Raw genomic sequence first — 14722 nt, 5'->3', positions numbered from 1 at the left:
TCATGCTGATCCTCGCCATCGATACTGCGCTCGAAGCATGCGCGGCTGCCGTTCTCGACACCGACGCCGGTGAGCTCCTCGCGCAGGAGCAGCTGCTCATGAAGCGCGGCCATGCCGAGGCGCTGATGCCGATGATCGCGCGCGTGATGCAGTCGGCCGATCTCGCTTTCACGGCGCTCGACCGCATCGCGGTCACGGTCGGCCCCGGCAGCTTCACCGGCTTGCGCGTCGGCATTTCGGCAGCACGCGGTCTCGCGCTCGCGGCCAAGCGGCCGGCTGTCGGTCTCACCACCTTGTCGGCCTATGCGGCCGCCATTGTCGGCCAGAGCGGACCTGCGCCGGTGATCTCGGCGATCGATGCGCGGCACGACCACGTCTATTTCCAGATCGTCGCCGGTGACGGCAGTTTGCTGGTCCGGCCGACCATAGCTCCCATCGACGAGGCGATCGCGGCCTCGCAATTCGGCGCGCCGCATCTGGTCGGCAATGCCGCGAAAATTCTCGCCGAGCGCTGGCCGAAGGATGCGCCGCAACCTGTTTCGGTCGACGCGCAGCCCGCGCCCGACATCAGCTGGGTCGCCTGGCTCGGCGCTGCGGCAAATCCCGGCACCAATCCGGCGCGGCCGTTCTATCTGAAGGCGCCCGATGCAAAGCCGGCGGCCCAGCCGCTGCTCGCGGCTCAAGCCGCAACGTCATGACGAGATGGTTCTCGGAATGGTGGCGCGGCGGCACCGCCGCCGTCGAACCGGCGTCAGCGCGCGACGCGGCGCGGCTGGCGCAGCTCCATGGCGCCTCCTTTGCGCAGGGCTGGGGCGAAAGTGAGTTCGAGACCATGCTCAGCGAGCGCAACACGCTCGTCCACCGCTTGCGCCTAGGGCGCCAGACGATCGGCTTTGCAGTGTCGCGGATCGGCGCGGACGAAGCCGAAATCCTCTCGGTCGCGGTCGACCAGTCCCATCGCGGCCGCGGTCTCTCCCGCACGCTGCTGATGACCCATCTCGGTCACCTCGCAGGGCGAGGCGTGCGCACGATCTTTCTGGAGGTCGAGGAGAACAATCAGCCGGCGCGACGGCTCTATGCGCGATGCGGATTCGTGGTGGTCGGGCGCCGCGAACGCTACTATAAGCAGGCCAACGGGGAACAATTGAACGCACTTCTGATGCGACGTGACTTGTCCTAATATCGATGGCAGAAAGCGCCCCGTCAGGCAGATATCACATGACTGGACTTAAACCTTCTTCCGCATCCAAGGCGTCCGGCATCGAGGGGCGCTGTGCCGCCACCGGCATGCGCATGACCGAGCAGCGCCGCGTCATCGCCCGCGTGCTTGCGGAGGCGGTCGATCACCCCGACGTCGAGGAATTGTACCGGCGCTGTGTCGCCGTCGACGACAAGATCTCGATCTCGACCGTCTATCGCACCGTCAAGCTGTTCGAGGATGCCGGCATCATCGAGCGTCACGATTTCCGCGAGGGCCGCGCGCGCTATGAGACGATGCGCGACAGCCATCACGACCACCTCATCAATCTGCGCGACGGCAAGGTGATCGAGTTCACCTCCGAAGAGATCGAGAAGCTTCAGGCGGAGATCGCACGCAAGCTCGGCTACAAGCTGGTCGACCACCGGCTCGAGCTCTATTGCGTTCCGCTCGACGACGACACGCCGACGTCTTGATCTAGTGGCCGTTGACCTCATCATCTTCGATTGCGACGGCGTGCTCGTGGACAGCGAGGCGATCTCCTGTCGCACCCATGCCGACGTGCTGACCCGGCACGGCTATCCGATCACATCGGAGCAGGTGTCCGAGCGCTTCCTTGGCCGCTCGACAAAACAGGCCAATCTCGAGATCGAAACCGAACTCGGCCGCAAGCTGCCAGAGGCCTATCACGGCGATCTGCAGGACGAGCTGTTTCGCGCATTCGAAGCCGACCTCGAAGCGATCCGCGGCATCCACGACGTGCTCGACGTCGTGACGCAACGTGTCTGCGTTGCATCGAGCGGTTCGCATCCGCGCATGCGGGTGAGTCTCGGAAGCACTGGGCTCTATGAACGCCTCGCACCGAACATCTTCTCGTCCTCGCAGGTGACAAACGGCAAGCCCGCACCGGACCTGTTCCTGTTTGCCGCGAAGGAAATGGGCGTCCCGCCCCAGCGCTGCGTCGTGATCGAGGACAGCCTTGCCGGCATCGCCGGCGCGCGCGCGGCCCGGATGAAAGTGTTCGGCTTTTACGGTGGCAGCCATTGCGGGGCCGGCCATGCCGAGACCCTGCGCCAGGCGGGTGCCGACTTGACCTTCTCGGACATGCATCAATTACCTGAGCTGGTCCGCCGGATCGAAGTGGACGCGCTGACGGGCTGATTTCGTCCTCTCGGCGTCATTCCGGGGCAATGCGCCAGCATCGAACCCGGAATCACGTGCCAAAACCCCTGGATTCCGGGTTCGCGACTGCGTCGCGCCCCGGAATGACAGCCGAAAAGCCCCCCAATCGCTGGATTTTCGGCTCTCCAGCCTATATCTGATGGGCGTTCTTCACCTCAATTCCGGGTTCCATGAAGCCGCCGCGCAAGCTGCACATCAAATCATATGGCTGCCAGATGAACGTCTATGATGCCCAGCGCATGGTGGACACGCTGGCTCCGGAAGGATTCGTGGAGACGGCGAATGCCGAGGAGGCCGACCTCGTCATCCTCAACACCTGCCACATCCGCGAGAAGGCTTCCGAAAAGGTCTATTCCGAGCTCGGCCGGCTGCGCGTCGCCAAGGACGAGGCCGCGCGCGAGGGCCGTGCCATGCAGATTGCGGTGGCAGGCTGCGTCGCGCAGGCCGAAGGCGAGGAGATCGTGCGCCGCGCGCCGGCGGTCGACGTCGTGGTCGGTCCGCAGAGCTATCATCATCTGCCCGAGCTGCTGAAGCGGGCCGGGAGCGAAGGCCGCGCGATCGAGACCGAGTTTCCCGCCGCGGACAAATTCGGCTTCCTCGCCCAGCCCAGGCCCGATGCGATCCGCGCGCGCGGCATTTCCGCTTTCGTCACGGTGCAGGAAGGCTGCGACAAGTTCTGCACCTTCTGCGTCGTGCCCTACACACGCGGCGCCGAGGTCTCACGTCCGGCGGCAAAGATCATCGACGACGTGAAGCGCCTTGCCGACAACGGCGTTCGTGAGCTCACGCTGATCGGCCAGAACGTCAACGCCTATCACGGCGACGGGCCTGACGGAAAAAGCTGGGGGCTCGGCCAATTGCTGGAGCGTCTGGCCGGGATTCCCGGCATCGCGCGGCTACGCTACTCGACCAGCCACCCCCGCGACGTCGATGACAGCTTGATTGCGGCCCATCGCGATCTCGATGCGCTGATGCCGTTCGTGCACCTGCCGGTGCAGTCGGGCTCGGACCGAATCCTGGCCGCCATGAACCGGAAACATACCGCCAATGATTATCTTGATGTCATCGACCGTTTCCGGTCGGCGCGCCAAGACATTGCTTTTTCATCAGATTTTATCGTCGGCTTCCCCGGCGAGAGCGAGCAAGATTTTCTCGCGACCCTCGCGCTTGTCACGCAAATCGGCTACGCTGCAGCATATTCGTTCAAATACTCCGCCCGGCCGGGAACGCCGGCCGCGGATATGCAGGAGACGGTGCCCCCCGCCGAGATGGACCAGCGATTGGAGCGGCTCCAGGAATTGATCGACAGCCAGCAATCGGCCTTCAACAAGGCTGCGATTGGCTCAACAGTCGACGTGCTGTTCGAACGTCCGGCGCGCAAGGACGGCCAGATCGTCGGCCGCACCGCCTTCCTTCAGCCTGCACATGTGATGGCCTCACCCGACATCATCGGACAAATCCTGCCGGTGCGGATCGACAGCCTCGAGCGCTACAGTTTCCTCGGCGAGCTCGCCACGCAACGCACGCGTGAGCCCGCTTTATCATCCATCGCTACGGGAGCCTGAACCCTTGCCAAAAAGCGCATCGGATTCGTCTGCTATCGCTCCCAGCCGCAAATTTGACCGCGACATGCAAGTTCCGCCCGAGACCCAGGTCGTCATCGACTTCGACGACAACCGCGCCGCATCCGCGCTGGTCGGCCCCTATGGCCAGAACCTGGCGCAGATCGAGCGGAGGCTCGGCGTCGTGGTGGACTCCAAGGGCAATCACATCACGATCGGCGGCACCCGCGACGGCTGCGACGCGGCACGCCGGGTGCTGGAGACGCTCTACGCGCACGCCGTGAAGGGGCAGGATGTCGACCAGGGTGAGGTCGAAGGCGCGATCCGCGCCGTGATCGCCCAGGGCTCCCTGTTCGAGTTCGACGCCAAGTCGGCAAAGTCGGCCTTCGACAGCATCAACTTGCGCAAGCGCCCGGTGCGCGCGCGAACGGCCGCGCAGGACTCCTACATCCGCGCGCTGAAGCGCCATGAGCTTGTGTTCGGCATCGGCCCCGCCGGCACCGGCAAGACCTGGCTCGCGGTCGCGCATGCCGCGCAATTGTTCGAGCGCAAGGAGGTCGACAAGATCATCCTGTCACGTCCGGCGGTCGAAGCCGGCGAGCGGCTCGGCTTCCTGCCCGGCGATCTCCGCGAGAAGGTCGATCCGTATTTGCGCCCGATCTACGACGCGCTCTACGACCTCATGGACGCACGCATCGTCGAGCGCGCGCTGCAGACCGGCGAGATCGAGATCGCGCCGCTCGCCTTCATGCGCGGCCGCACGCTGACCAACGCCGCGATCATCCTGGACGAAGCCCAGAACACGACGTCGATGCAGATGAAGATGTTTCTGACCCGTCTCGGCGAGAACAGCCGCATGATCGTGACCGGCGATCCCTCGCAGATCGATTTGCCGAACGGCCAGACCTCGGGGCTCGCCGAGGCAACCCGTCTGCTGAGTGGCGTCGAAGGCATTGCGCAAGTTCATTTCAAAGCCGAGGACGTGATCCGCCACGAGCTCGTGGCACGAATCGTCTCCGCCTACGAAGGGTTGCCGCAGCGGCCGCCCGCCGGCAACAAATCCTGACGAGACAACAGCGGGACCACACGGGCGCAGATCCAGCGCCTTATCGTTCCGAACAAACCCATGTCACATCCCAACCTTCCCATGACCGAGGTCCTCGTCGTCGCCGATTGCTGGCAGGGCGAGCCTGACGCCGAAACCGTGATCCAGCGCGCCGTCGCGGCTGCCGCCGCATCCGTCGACGAAGATGTCGCCGACGCAGAAGTGGCCGTGATGCTGACCGATGATGCCGGCATCCGCACGCTCAACGGCAACTGGCGCGGCATCGATAAGCCGACCAACGTGCTGTCGTTCCCTGCGCTCCAGCCGGAAGGCGAATGGAAGCCGGGCGATGCGCCGCGCATGCTCGGCGACATCGCGATCGCCTATGAGACCATGCGGCGCGAGGCGGACGAGGAACATAAGCCATTCGATCATCATTTGAGTCATCTCGCCGTGCATGGTTTCCTGCACTTGATCGGCTACGATCACGAGAACGACGGCGACGCGGAAGAAATGGAAGCGCTCGAAACCGAGATTCTGGCTCACCTCGGCATCCCCGATCCCTATGCAGACCGCGCAGGGACGCGCTGAGATGCCGGATTCAGAGCCTATTCACGACAATCCGCGCAACACGGCCAACCTGCCGGCCGTGGTCGCGCCCGGCGAGGTCATGCGCCCGACGGCAGACGGCTGGCTGCTGCGTGCCATCCGCACGCTGTTCGGCTGGAAGGCCGGCTCGGTGCGCGACGATCTCCAGGTCGTGCTCGATGCGACGACGCCCGACGACACCGGCTTCTCCGCGGTCGAGCGCACCATGCTGCGCAACATCCTCGGCCTGCACGAGCGCCGCATCGCCGACGTCATGGTGCATCGCGCCGACATCATCGCGGTGAAGCGCGACATCCCGCTCGGCGAATTGATGGACCGCTTCGAGAGCGCGGGCCATTCACGCCTCGTGGTCTACAACGAGACGCTCGACGATCCCGTCGGCATCGTCCACATCCGCGATTTGCTCGCTTTCATGACCGCGCGTGCGCGCGTGCCGGAGGCCACCAAGACCAAGCGCAAGAAGCCGCTGCCGGCCGGGCTCGATTTGCGCGCCGTCGACCTCGCGCTGCCGCTGCACGACGCGCGCATCATCCGCAAGCTGCTCTATGTGCCGCCGTCGATGCGGGCAATCGACCTGCTCGCGCAGATGCAGGCGACGCGCATTCACCTGGCGCTGGTCGTCGACGAATATGGCGGCAGTGACGGGCTGGTTTCGCTCGAGGACATCGTCGAGCAGATCGTCGGCGAAATCGACGACGAGCACGACAGCGACGAGCCGCCGTCGATCGTACGGCTGCCCGACAACGCTTTCATCGCCGATGCCCGCGCCAGCCTCGACGACGTGCGCACCGTGATCGGCGAGGACTTCGTCACCGGCGAGGCCGGCGAGGAGGTGGAGACGCTGGGCGGCTATCTCGTCAGCTTCGTCGGGCGCCTGCCGGTGCGCGGCGAGGTGATCTCGGGCCCCGGCAATTACGAGGTCGAGGTGCTCGATGCCGATCCGCGCCGCGTCAAGCGGCTGCGCATCTCGACGCGGAAGGAACGCCCCGCGCCGCGCACCCAGCGCGAGACCCGCCGCCGCGAGGCCGCGCCGGAGAACGGTCAGCCGCAGTCGGGCGACACGCCGACCCCGCCGCCTGGCGACGGGACCGGCCCGCAGTGAGCGCATTCCAGCGACTTCGGCAAATTGCGCTTGCCATCATCCTGACCTGGGGGTGGAAGCGCGCGCTGCTTGCGATGGCGTGCGGTGCGCTGTCGGTGCTGGCGCTGGCCCCGTTCAATGCCTGGCCGGTGCTGTTCGTCACCTTCCCCGTGATGGTCTGGCTGATCGATGGCGCCGGGGCCGGACGGTATGGCGGCGTCCCCGCCGCAGCGCTGACCGGCTACTGGTTCGGGCTCGGCTATTTCGTGCCCGGTCTCTACTGGATCGGCTACGCCTTCTTCGTCGATGCCGATGTGTTCGCCTGGCTGACGCCGTTCGCCGTGCTGGGCTTGCCGGCCTATCTCTCCATTTTCGCGGCGATCGGTTTCGCGCTGGCCCGCCTGCTCTGGACCAAGGATGCCACCCGGATTCTCGCGCTCGCCGCGAGCCTCACGGTCGGCGAATGGTTGCGCGGGCACGTGCTAACCGGCTTTCCCTGGAACGCATTCGGCTATGCGCTGTCGGAGCCGTTGGCGCTGGCGCAGACGGCCTCGCTGATCGGCCAGTGGGGCATGACGTTCCTCACGGTTGCGATCTTCGCAAGCCCAGCGGTGCTGATCGACCGCACGCGCGACCGCAGCCTGGCCTGGCGCGTGCCGGCCGGGGCCGTTGCGCTGCTGGTCGTCATGGGCATCTTCGGCGCCATCCGCATGTCGCTGCATCCGACCACGATGGTTGCGGGTGCCAGGCTGCGCCTGATGCAGCCAAACCTCCAGCAGGACCAAAAATTCAACTACTCCGCCAAGGCGGAGGTGATGAAGAAATATCTCGCGCTGTCGGACCGCGCCTCCGGACCGCAATCAACCGGAGTGAGCGCCGCCACGATCTTGATCTGGCCGGAATCCGCCTTTCCGTTCTTCCTGACCCGCGAAGCCGACGCGATGGCGCAAATCGCCGAACTGCTGCCCAAGGGCACGGTGCTGATCACCGGATCGGTCCGCGCTCCCGATCTGCCGCCGGGCTCGCCGATCACGCGGGCCTACAATTCGATCTACGTGATCGACCACGACGGCAGCGTGCTGGCGGTCTACGACAAGCTGCACCTCGTTCCGTTCGGCGAATTTCTTCCCTACCAGGGTTTGATGGAGAAGATCGGCTTCGAGCAACTGACGCGGATGCGCGGCGGCTTCATTCCCGGCACGGTGCGGCACGTGCTGCCGGTGCCGGGCGCACCGCCCGCGCTGCCACTGATCTGCTACGAGGCGATCTTCCCCGGCGAAGTCGGGACGCGCGATGAGCGCCCGGGCTGGATGGTGAACCTCACCAATGACGGCTGGTTCGGCATCTCGACCGGTCCGTACCAGCATCTGGAGCAGGCGCGGATGCGCGCCATCGAGCTCGGACTGCCGCTGGTCCGCTCCGCAAATACCGGCGTGTCGGCAGTGATCGATCCGATGGGCCGCACAGTGGCCAGCCTCGGTCTCGGCATCGAAGGCATTTTGGATGCAAGTCTGCCCATCGCAATCCCGCCCACTATCTATGCGAGAGTCGGCGACATCCCCGCAGCCATGCTCGTCGCGCTGGCTGTAATTCTGGCGGTACGGCGACGTGTTGCCAAACGGCACCCGTGATCACACCGTCGCCAGCGGTTTTCGGTCGACGTGGCCGGAAACCTTTGACAACCGTAGTCCCACGGTTGACAGACTGCAGGCGGGCTCCCCATTCTGCACCCGCTGCATAAGACAGCGGTGCATTGCTAAATTTCTCCGCAATGTTTCCCCAATCAGGGTGAAATTTTGACGTCGCTGTCACCTGAGGCAATACTTCTATTGCGCCGACGGTGGTGTTTGGAGGGCTGAGGAAATGTCGAAAGCGCCCAACCCTGTTGACAAATATGTCGGCAGTCGCGTGCGTATGCGCCGCATCATGTTGGGCATGAGTCAGGAAAAGCTCGGTGAAGCTTTGGGGCTGACTTTCCAGCAGGTTCAGAAGTACGAGAAGGGCACGAACAGGGTCGGCGCAAGCCGAATCCAGCAGATCGCCGAGATTCTGCAGGTGCCGGTGTCGTTCCTTTTCGAGGGCGGACCGAGCGGCGTCGCCGGCCCCGATGGCTTCGCGGAAGGTGCATCGCCCTCTTATGTCTCCGACTTCCTCGCGACCTCGGAAGGGCTCGCGCTGACCAAGGCGTTCACCCGAATCACCGATTCGAAGCTGCGCCGTTCGATCGTCGATCTCGTCGAGCAGATCGCCGCCCGCGAAGGCCCGGACAAGCGCTGACGCGCCAACTCATTCCAGTTTGAGACTGCGCCAAATCTGGCCTATGTCGTCATTTGCGGTTGCGCTTTGCATCGCCTCCGCCGAGATGATGCGATTCGAAGGTACAGATATTTTCATGGCGAGCTCCAATTCGTTCGATTCCCAAACTATTCTCGCTGGTATCCGCCGCTGGGTGGAGATCGAGACGCCGACGGAAGTGCCCGAGCAGATCAACAAGCTGACCTCGATGGTTGCCGACCACTATCGCGACCTGCCTGTCACGCTCGAACGCGTCGCCGGCGTCGATGGCTACGGCGATCATCTCGTGGTGCGTTCGACCTGGGGCCAGGACCGGCCCGGTATCCTGGTGCTCAGCCATCTCGATACCGTTCATCCCATGGGCTTCATCGAACGTCTGCCTTTCAAGGTCGAGGGCGACAGCGCGTTCGGTCCCGGCATCTACGACATGAAGGGCGGTGCCTACATCGCCTATCATGCCTTTCGCGAGCTTTGCGTTGCGCCCGATCGTCCGCCGCTCGGCATCACCCACCTGTTCACCTCCGACGAGGAGATCGGCAGCCCGACCTCGCGCGGGCTCATCGAGGCGGAAGGGCGCAAGGCCAGATACGTGCTGGTGACGGAGCCGGCGCGCGACGGCGGCAAGATCGTCACCGGACGCAAGGGCGTCGGGCGCTTCAAGATTTACATCAAGGGCGTGCCCGCACATGCCGGCTCGCGGCCCGAAGACGGCCGCAGCGCGGTGCGCGAGCTCGCCAACGTCATCCAGACGCTGGAAGGGATGAACGATCTGAAGCGCGGTGTCACCGTCAACGTCGGCGTGGTGCGCGGCGGCACGCGGCCGAACGTCACGCCGGAAGAGGCCTATGCCGAAGTCGATTTGCGCGTGCCTGGTATCAACGATGCGGAGGAATTCGTCGGCAGGATCCTCGGACTGACATCGAGGACCGACGGCGTGACCGTCACCGTCACCGGCGAGCTCAACCGTCCTCCTTACGAGAAGGGCAACGCGGGCGCGTCGCTATACGAGCACGCCAAGACGCTGGCCGCAGAGATCGGCTTCGAGCTGATCGACACCCACACCGGCGGCGGCTCCGACGGCAATTTCACTGCGCCGCATACCGGCACGCTTGACGGGCTCGGCGTCGACGGCAAGGGCGCACACACCCATTATGAGCAGCTCTACGTCTCCTCGCTCGAACCGCGCGCGCGGCTGCTCCATCGCCTGTACCAGACACTGCGATGAGCGAGCGCAAATCAGATCCCGATCGTGCGGACGGCGAGCGCGCCTTCTTCGGGCGGCGCAAGGGCCACAAGCTCAGGCAGCACCAGGCCGAGCTGGTCGATCATCTGCTGCCGCATCTTTCGCTCGACATCACGACGCAGAGGCCGGCGAACGCCGCCGAGATATTCGGTCCCGCAACCAAAGACGTACGGCTCGAGATCGGCTTCGGCGGCGGCGAGCATCTCGCCGCGGAAGCGCAGAACTTCACGACGACGGGCTTCATCGGCTGCGAGCCCTATGTCAACGGCATGGCAAAGATCCTCGCGCAGATCGAGACCGCCAACATCGCCAACATCCGCCTGTTTGCCGGCGATGCCGCCGAACTGCTGGCCTGGCTGCCGGACGCGTCGCTGTCGCGGATCGATCTGATCCACCCCGATCCCTGGCCGAAGCGGCGACACTGGAAGCGGCGCTTCGTTCAGGACCGGACGATCGTCGCGATGGCGCGCGTGCTGAAGGTAGGCGGTGAATTCCGTTTCGTCTGCGATATCGACGACTACTGCGCCTGGACGCTGTCGCATCTTGCGCGCGCGCCGGATTTTCAGTGGCTTGCGGAACGCGCCGATGATTTTCGTCAGCCCTGGGCCGGCTACACCATGACGCGCTATGGACGAAAAGCCGCGCGCGAAGGGCGCAAGGCGGCGTATTTGCGATTTCGCAGAAGCTAGATCGTTCGCCGGTTGCGCCAGAAATTCACGACGCGCTCGGCGGTCGCCGGCATCAGACGCGTGAAATTTATCCGCGCCTGCTCCAGATCGGCATCGGCCGGCATGCGATGCGGCCCGTACCACATCAGGACCAGCGCGCGCACCGTGGGCCAGCCGAGATTCAGGACACGGCCGAGGATCAGGATCGGATCGTAGCGATCGCCCGCAATCAGGCGATCGAGCATCGAAAGCCTGACGCCGGCCATCGCCGAGAGTGTGGCGACCGATTCCTCGTATTTGTTCGCCTTGGCAAAGCCAAGCAGCGCGCTTTCGCCGAGATGGCCGCCGCGATGCAGGCCAAGCACCGTGCGTTGCGCAGCGGAGAAATCGCGCCGCGGGCCGGGCGGCAGCGCGGCTTCCTCGATCGAAGCCATGGCGCGCTTGATCTCGACCTGGCGCGTCGGATTGACCACGCTGGAGAGGCGACGGCGAATGACATCGAGCGTGCCGTCCAGGAGCTCTTTGAGGTGCTCGCCGGAGAGATCTTCGCGCTGGCCGATCTTCAGCGTCAGCACGCCATCCTGGCGCGCGCGCTTGATCAGCTCCGAATAGCCACCCGACGAAAAGATCGCACCGGCGTTACCGGCGGCACGACGCACGACGTCGCGATCACCGCGCTCGACCAGCACGTCGGTGATCTCAGGCGACAGGGTCGGCCGTTCCGTCATCGCCAGCAGATGGCCCTGGCCCTTCAGTCGCGCGATCTCGACGAGCGCGGCTTCATCGAGCACAGGCGAACGGCGCAGTACCGGGCCCGCCACCAGGATTTCGTTTTCACGCGCGAGCTGGCCGACCAGATGAGGCGGCGCATTATCAAGCAGCGAGAAGCGCTCGGCGAGATCGACGCGCGAGGCAAGCTCGGCGTGCGGGACGAGATCGATCAGGAGATTGTCGAAGAGATCGACGAGCTCGGGACGGAGTTTTGACGCGTCCTGAAAGAACAGTGCGGCGATGGCGCTCGCGATCTCGCCACGACGCCGGGGATCACCGCGTTTGACGATATCGTCCAGTCCGGGAATGAGCGACGTGGCAACGGTCATGGAACGCAACTCGAATCTGGCACGCCGTGGGCGCGCCATAGGCTCAAGCCGCCCCACAACCGGGAAATTTAGGCCCGCTTCATGAAGGAAGCGTTGCCCGCGGGGGCCTGCCGGGGCGCAAAAAGCCCGCATCCCGCTGCGATGGGCCTTGTCCGGGCAGGCGGAAAGGGCTATATCAGCGCCAATTCATCTTCTCATACGATCCGCGTAGTGAGAGTGGGCCCGAAAGGACCCGCTCTTTTTTATTACCTGAACGCGGCTTGGCGGAAGATGCCGGCCCGACGGAGTGTCGGGAAAGTTCCGAAGCGGGCTTTGACGTTTTAACCAAGCCTTAACCATCGAGACTATCGAGCGCCTTGACCCCTGATATGACCGAACCGAACACTGGTTCCAACGAGGCCGAGTTGCTGGCCGAGCCGAGGCTCGTGGTCGAGCCGGGCGCGGCGGCGCGGGTGTCTGCGGTCGCAGCGCCGGTGCTCGAAGGCATGGGTTACCGCCTGGTACGGATCCGCATTTCCGGCGAAGCCGGCTGCACCGTGCAGATCATGGCCGAGCGGCCGGACGGCTCGATGCAGCTCGAGGATTGCGAAGCGATCTCGCGGGCATTGTCGCCCGTGCTTGACGTCGCCGACCCCATCGATCGCGCCTATCGGCTGGAAATCTCCTCACCAGGGATCGACCGTCCGCTGGTGCGCCGCTCCGATTTCGAGCGCTATTCCGGCTATCTGGTGAAGATCGAGATGGCGGTCGCCCATGAGGGACGCAAGCGGTTCCGTGGCACGCTCGGTGCCGTCGAAGGCGACCGCGTGCACCTGCGTCGCGACGACGCCAAGCCGAACGACGATGTCGACGTGCTCCTGACCATGGAGGATATCGGCGAGGCGCGGCTGGTGCTGACCGATGAGCTGATCGCGGAATCCATGCGCCGCGGCAAGGCCGAGGAGCGCAAGATGCGCCGCGATCTCGGCATCGCGCCGCCGCAGGCACCGCACGCAGAGATCAGTGCGAAGACCACCAAGAACACCAAGCCGAAAAAGAAGCCGGCCCCGACCAATACGAAGAAACATCGCCTTGCCGCCGAACGCGCGCGGCGCGGCGAGATCGAGCCTGACGAAGGAGACTAGCCATGGCAGTCAGCGCCAATCGACTTGAATTGCTCCAGATCGCCGACGCCGTCGCCCGCGAGAAATCGATCGATCGCGGCATCGTCATCGCGGCGATGGAGGATGCCATCGCAAAGGCGGCGCGAGCCCGTTACGGCAGCGAGACTGACGTTCACGCCGAGATCGACCCGAAGAAGGGCGAGCTGCGGCTGTCGCGCCATATGCTGGTGGTCGACACGGTCGAAAACCACTCCAACCAGATCTCGCTGGTCGACGCGCAGCGCGCCAACCCCGGCGCCCAGGTCGGCGACACCATCGCCGACACCCTGCCGCCGCTCGAATACGGCCGCATCGCCGCGCAGTCGGCCAAGCAGGTGATCGTGCAGAAGGTGCGCGAGGCCGAGCGCGACCGGCAATACCAGGAATTCAAGGACCGCATCGGCGACATCGTCAACGGCGTCGTCAAGCGCGTCGAATATGGCAGCGTGATCGTCGATCTCGGCCGCGGCGAAGCCATCATCCGCCGCGACGAGATGCTGCCGCGCGAAGTGTTCCGCAACGGCGACCGCGTCCGCGCCTATATCTTCGACGTCCGCCGCGAGACCCGCGGTCCGCAGATCTTCCTGTCCCGCACCCATCCGCAGTTCATGGCAAAACTGTTCGCGCAGGAAGTGCCTGAGATCTATGACGGCATCGTCGAGATCAAGGCGGTCGCCCGCGATCCGGGCTCGCGCGCGAAAATCGGCGTGATTTCCCGCGATTCCTCGGTCGATCCGGTCGGCGCCTGCGTCGGTATGCGCGGCTCGCGCGTGCAGGCCGTCGTGAACGAATTGCAGGGCGAGAAGATCGACATCATTCCATGGTCGCCCGACATCGCGACCTTCGTGGTCAACGCGCTGGCGCCGGCTGAAGTCTCCAAGGTCGTCATCGACGAGGACCGCGAGCGCATCGAGGTCGTGGTGCCCGACACCAACAACCAGCTTTCGCTCGCCATCGGCCGCCGCGGCCAGAACGTCCGCCTTGCCTCGCAGCTCACCGGCTGGGACATCGACATCCTGACCGAGCAGGAGGAATCGGAGCGCCGCCAGGCCGACTTCGAGAACTCCACCCGCGTCTTCATGGAATCGCTCAATGTCGACGAGGTGGTCGGCCAGCTGCTCGCGTCCGAAGGCTTCACCTCGGTCGAGGAGCTCGCGATGGTGGACCTCAAGGAACTTGCCGGGATCGAGGGTTTCGACGAAGAGACCGCGCAGGAGCTCCAGAACCGCGCCCGCGAATATCTCGATCAGCAGGAAGCCGAGATCGAGGCCCGCCGCAAGGAACTCGGCGTCGAGGACGCCGTGAAGGACGTGCCCGGCGTCACCTCGAAGATGCTGGTGAAGTTCGGCGAGAACGACATCAAGTCGGTCGATGACCTCGCCGGCTGCGCCACTGACGATCTGGTCGGCTGGACCGAGCGCAAGGAAGGCGGCGAGCAGACCAAGTTCGCCGGCGCGCTCGACGGCCTCGGCGTCTCCCGCGACGATGCGGAAGCTATGATCATGCAGGCCCGCGTTCAGGCCGGCTGGATCACCGAGGCTGACCTCGCCAAGCCGGCCGAAGAGGCTGAGGCGACCGAAGACCAGCCGGCTTAAAG

At 64.9% G+C, this 14722-nt stretch carries 15 protein-coding genes; 14 read left to right on the top strand and 1 reads right to left on the bottom strand.

From position 1 onward, the window contains the following. Positions 1-2 precede the first annotated feature (2 nt). The 12 genes from tsaB to trmB all read left to right on the top strand — a co-directional run bounded on the left by tsaB (position 3) and on the right by trmB (position 10904). The gene (tsaB, locus tag ABIC09_RS26485) at positions 3-698 is read left to right on the top strand and encodes a tRNA (adenosine(37)-N6)-threonylcarbamoyltransferase complex dimerization subunit type 1 TsaB (protein WP_354111081.1); all 696 of its coding nucleotides are present in this window, start codon (positions 3-5) and stop codon (positions 696-698) included. Next, positions 695-1180, top strand: coding sequence for a ribosomal protein S18-alanine N-acetyltransferase (gene rimI, locus ABIC09_RS26480; protein WP_148750918.1), 486 nt, complete (start codon positions 695-697; stop codon positions 1178-1180). The genes tsaB and rimI overlap by 4 nt, the downstream gene beginning before the upstream one ends. A 38-nt stretch (positions 1181-1218) precedes the next feature. Next, the gene (locus ABIC09_RS26475; protein WP_354031327.1) at positions 1219-1674 is read left to right on the top strand and encodes a Fur family transcriptional regulator; all 456 of its coding nucleotides are present in this window, start codon (positions 1219-1221) and stop codon (positions 1672-1674) included. A 4-nt stretch (positions 1675-1678) separates the two neighbouring features. Then, positions 1679-2359 (top strand): HAD family hydrolase, encoded by a 681-nt coding sequence (locus ABIC09_RS26470; protein ID WP_354031326.1) that lies wholly within the window; start codon positions 1679-1681, stop codon positions 2357-2359. 191 nt (positions 2360-2550) lie between these two features. Then, positions 2551-3945, top strand: a complete 1395-nt coding sequence (miaB, locus tag ABIC09_RS26465) for a tRNA (N6-isopentenyl adenosine(37)-C2)-methylthiotransferase MiaB (protein WP_354111080.1) — start codon at positions 2551-2553, stop codon at positions 3943-3945. A 64-nt stretch (positions 3946-4009) separates the two neighbouring features. Further along, positions 4010-5008, top strand: a complete 999-nt coding sequence (locus ABIC09_RS26460) for a PhoH family protein (protein ID WP_027531542.1) — start codon at positions 4010-4012, stop codon at positions 5006-5008. Positions 5009-5068: 60 nt separating this feature from the next. Then, positions 5069-5578, top strand: coding sequence for an rRNA maturation RNase YbeY (ybeY, locus tag ABIC09_RS26455; RefSeq protein ID WP_354111079.1), 510 nt, complete (start codon positions 5069-5071; stop codon positions 5576-5578). A 1-nt stretch (position 5579) separates the two neighbouring features. Further along, positions 5580-6698, top strand: a complete 1119-nt coding sequence (locus ABIC09_RS26450; RefSeq protein ID WP_354111078.1) for a hemolysin family protein — start codon at positions 5580-5582, stop codon at positions 6696-6698. Next, positions 6695-8308 carry an apolipoprotein N-acyltransferase gene (lnt, locus tag ABIC09_RS26445; protein ID WP_354085110.1) on the top strand — a complete coding sequence of 538 codons (1614 nt, stop codon included), beginning with the start codon at positions 6695-6697 and terminating at the stop codon, positions 8306-8308. The genes ABIC09_RS26450 and lnt overlap by 4 nt, the downstream gene beginning before the upstream one ends. 232 nt (positions 8309-8540) lie before the next feature. Continuing rightward, on the top strand, positions 8541-8954 hold the full coding sequence (locus tag ABIC09_RS26440; protein WP_148750925.1) for a helix-turn-helix domain-containing protein: 414 nt from the start codon (positions 8541-8543) through the stop codon (positions 8952-8954). A gap of 85 nt (positions 8955-9039) precedes the next feature. After that, positions 9040-10197 (top strand): M20 family metallopeptidase, encoded by a 1158-nt coding sequence (locus tag ABIC09_RS26435; RefSeq protein ID WP_354111104.1) that lies wholly within the window; start codon positions 9040-9042, stop codon positions 10195-10197. Next, positions 10194-10904, top strand: coding sequence for a tRNA (guanosine(46)-N7)-methyltransferase TrmB (gene trmB / locus ABIC09_RS26430; RefSeq protein WP_354111077.1), 711 nt, complete (start codon positions 10194-10196; stop codon positions 10902-10904). Before ABIC09_RS26435 ends, trmB begins: the two co-directional genes overlap by 4 nt. Here trmB and ABIC09_RS26425 read toward each other — a convergent pair. Then, the gene (locus tag ABIC09_RS26425) at positions 10901-11983 is read right to left on the bottom strand and encodes a DUF2336 domain-containing protein (protein WP_148750927.1); all 1083 of its coding nucleotides are present in this window, start codon (positions 11981-11983) and stop codon (positions 10901-10903) included. The two genes, trmB and ABIC09_RS26425, sit on opposite strands and share 4 nt — an antisense overlap. Before the next feature lie 368 nt (positions 11984-12351). Between ABIC09_RS26425 and rimP the strand changes: the two genes are divergently transcribed. Both rimP and nusA read left to right on the top strand, forming a co-directional pair. Beyond that, the gene (rimP, locus tag ABIC09_RS26420) at positions 12352-13107 is read left to right on the top strand and encodes a ribosome maturation factor RimP (protein ID WP_148750928.1); all 756 of its coding nucleotides are present in this window, start codon (positions 12352-12354) and stop codon (positions 13105-13107) included. Between the two features lie 2 nt (positions 13108-13109). Further along, positions 13110-14720 carry a transcription termination factor NusA gene (gene nusA, locus ABIC09_RS26415; RefSeq protein WP_148750929.1) on the top strand — a complete coding sequence of 537 codons (1611 nt, stop codon included), beginning with the start codon at positions 13110-13112 and terminating at the stop codon, positions 14718-14720. Positions 14721-14722 lie beyond the last annotated feature (2 nt).

It is taken from the genome of Bradyrhizobium sp. S3.12.5 (genome assembly GCF_040548225.1).
Taxonomy (GTDB): domain Bacteria; phylum Pseudomonadota; class Alphaproteobacteria; order Rhizobiales; family Xanthobacteraceae; genus Bradyrhizobium; species Bradyrhizobium cytisi.
The sequence above is the reverse complement of the archived record's forward strand: the minus strand, read 5'-3'. Positions and strand labels throughout refer to the sequence as shown.

What these genes read in the sequence shown, in the direction of transcription:
- tsaB (WP_354111081.1), top strand. Translation starts at nt 3, where the DNA reads ATGCTGATCCTCGCCATCGATACTGCGCTCGAAGCATGCGCGGCTGCC.
- rimI (WP_148750918.1), top strand. Translation starts at nt 695, where the DNA reads ATGACGAGATGGTTCTCGGAATGGTGGCGCGGCGGCACCGCCGCCGTC.
- ABIC09_RS26475 (WP_354031327.1), top strand. Translation starts at nt 1,219, where the DNA reads ATGACTGGACTTAAACCTTCTTCCGCATCCAAGGCGTCCGGCATCGAG.
- miaB (WP_354111080.1), top strand. Translation starts at nt 2,551, where the DNA reads ATGAAGCCGCCGCGCAAGCTGCACATCAAATCATATGGCTGCCAGATG.
- ABIC09_RS26460 (WP_027531542.1), top strand. Translation starts at nt 4,010, where the DNA reads ATGCAAGTTCCGCCCGAGACCCAGGTCGTCATCGACTTCGACGACAAC.
- ybeY (WP_354111079.1), top strand. Translation starts at nt 5,069, where the DNA reads ATGTCACATCCCAACCTTCCCATGACCGAGGTCCTCGTCGTCGCCGAT.
- ABIC09_RS26450 (WP_354111078.1), top strand. Translation starts at nt 5,580, where the DNA reads ATGCCGGATTCAGAGCCTATTCACGACAATCCGCGCAACACGGCCAAC.
- ABIC09_RS26440 (WP_148750925.1), top strand. Translation starts at nt 8,541, where the DNA reads ATGTCGAAAGCGCCCAACCCTGTTGACAAATATGTCGGCAGTCGCGTG.
- ABIC09_RS26435 (WP_354111104.1), top strand. Translation starts at nt 9,040, where the DNA reads ATGATGCGATTCGAAGGTACAGATATTTTCATGGCGAGCTCCAATTCG.
- trmB (WP_354111077.1), top strand. Translation starts at nt 10,194, where the DNA reads ATGAGCGAGCGCAAATCAGATCCCGATCGTGCGGACGGCGAGCGCGCC.
- ABIC09_RS26425 (WP_148750927.1), bottom strand. Translation starts at nt 11,983, where the DNA reads ATGACCGTTGCCACGTCGCTCATTCCCGGACTGGACGATATCGTCAAA.
- rimP (WP_148750928.1), top strand. Translation starts at nt 12,352, where the DNA reads ATGACCGAACCGAACACTGGTTCCAACGAGGCCGAGTTGCTGGCCGAG.
- nusA (WP_148750929.1), top strand. Translation starts at nt 13,110, where the DNA reads ATGGCAGTCAGCGCCAATCGACTTGAATTGCTCCAGATCGCCGACGCC.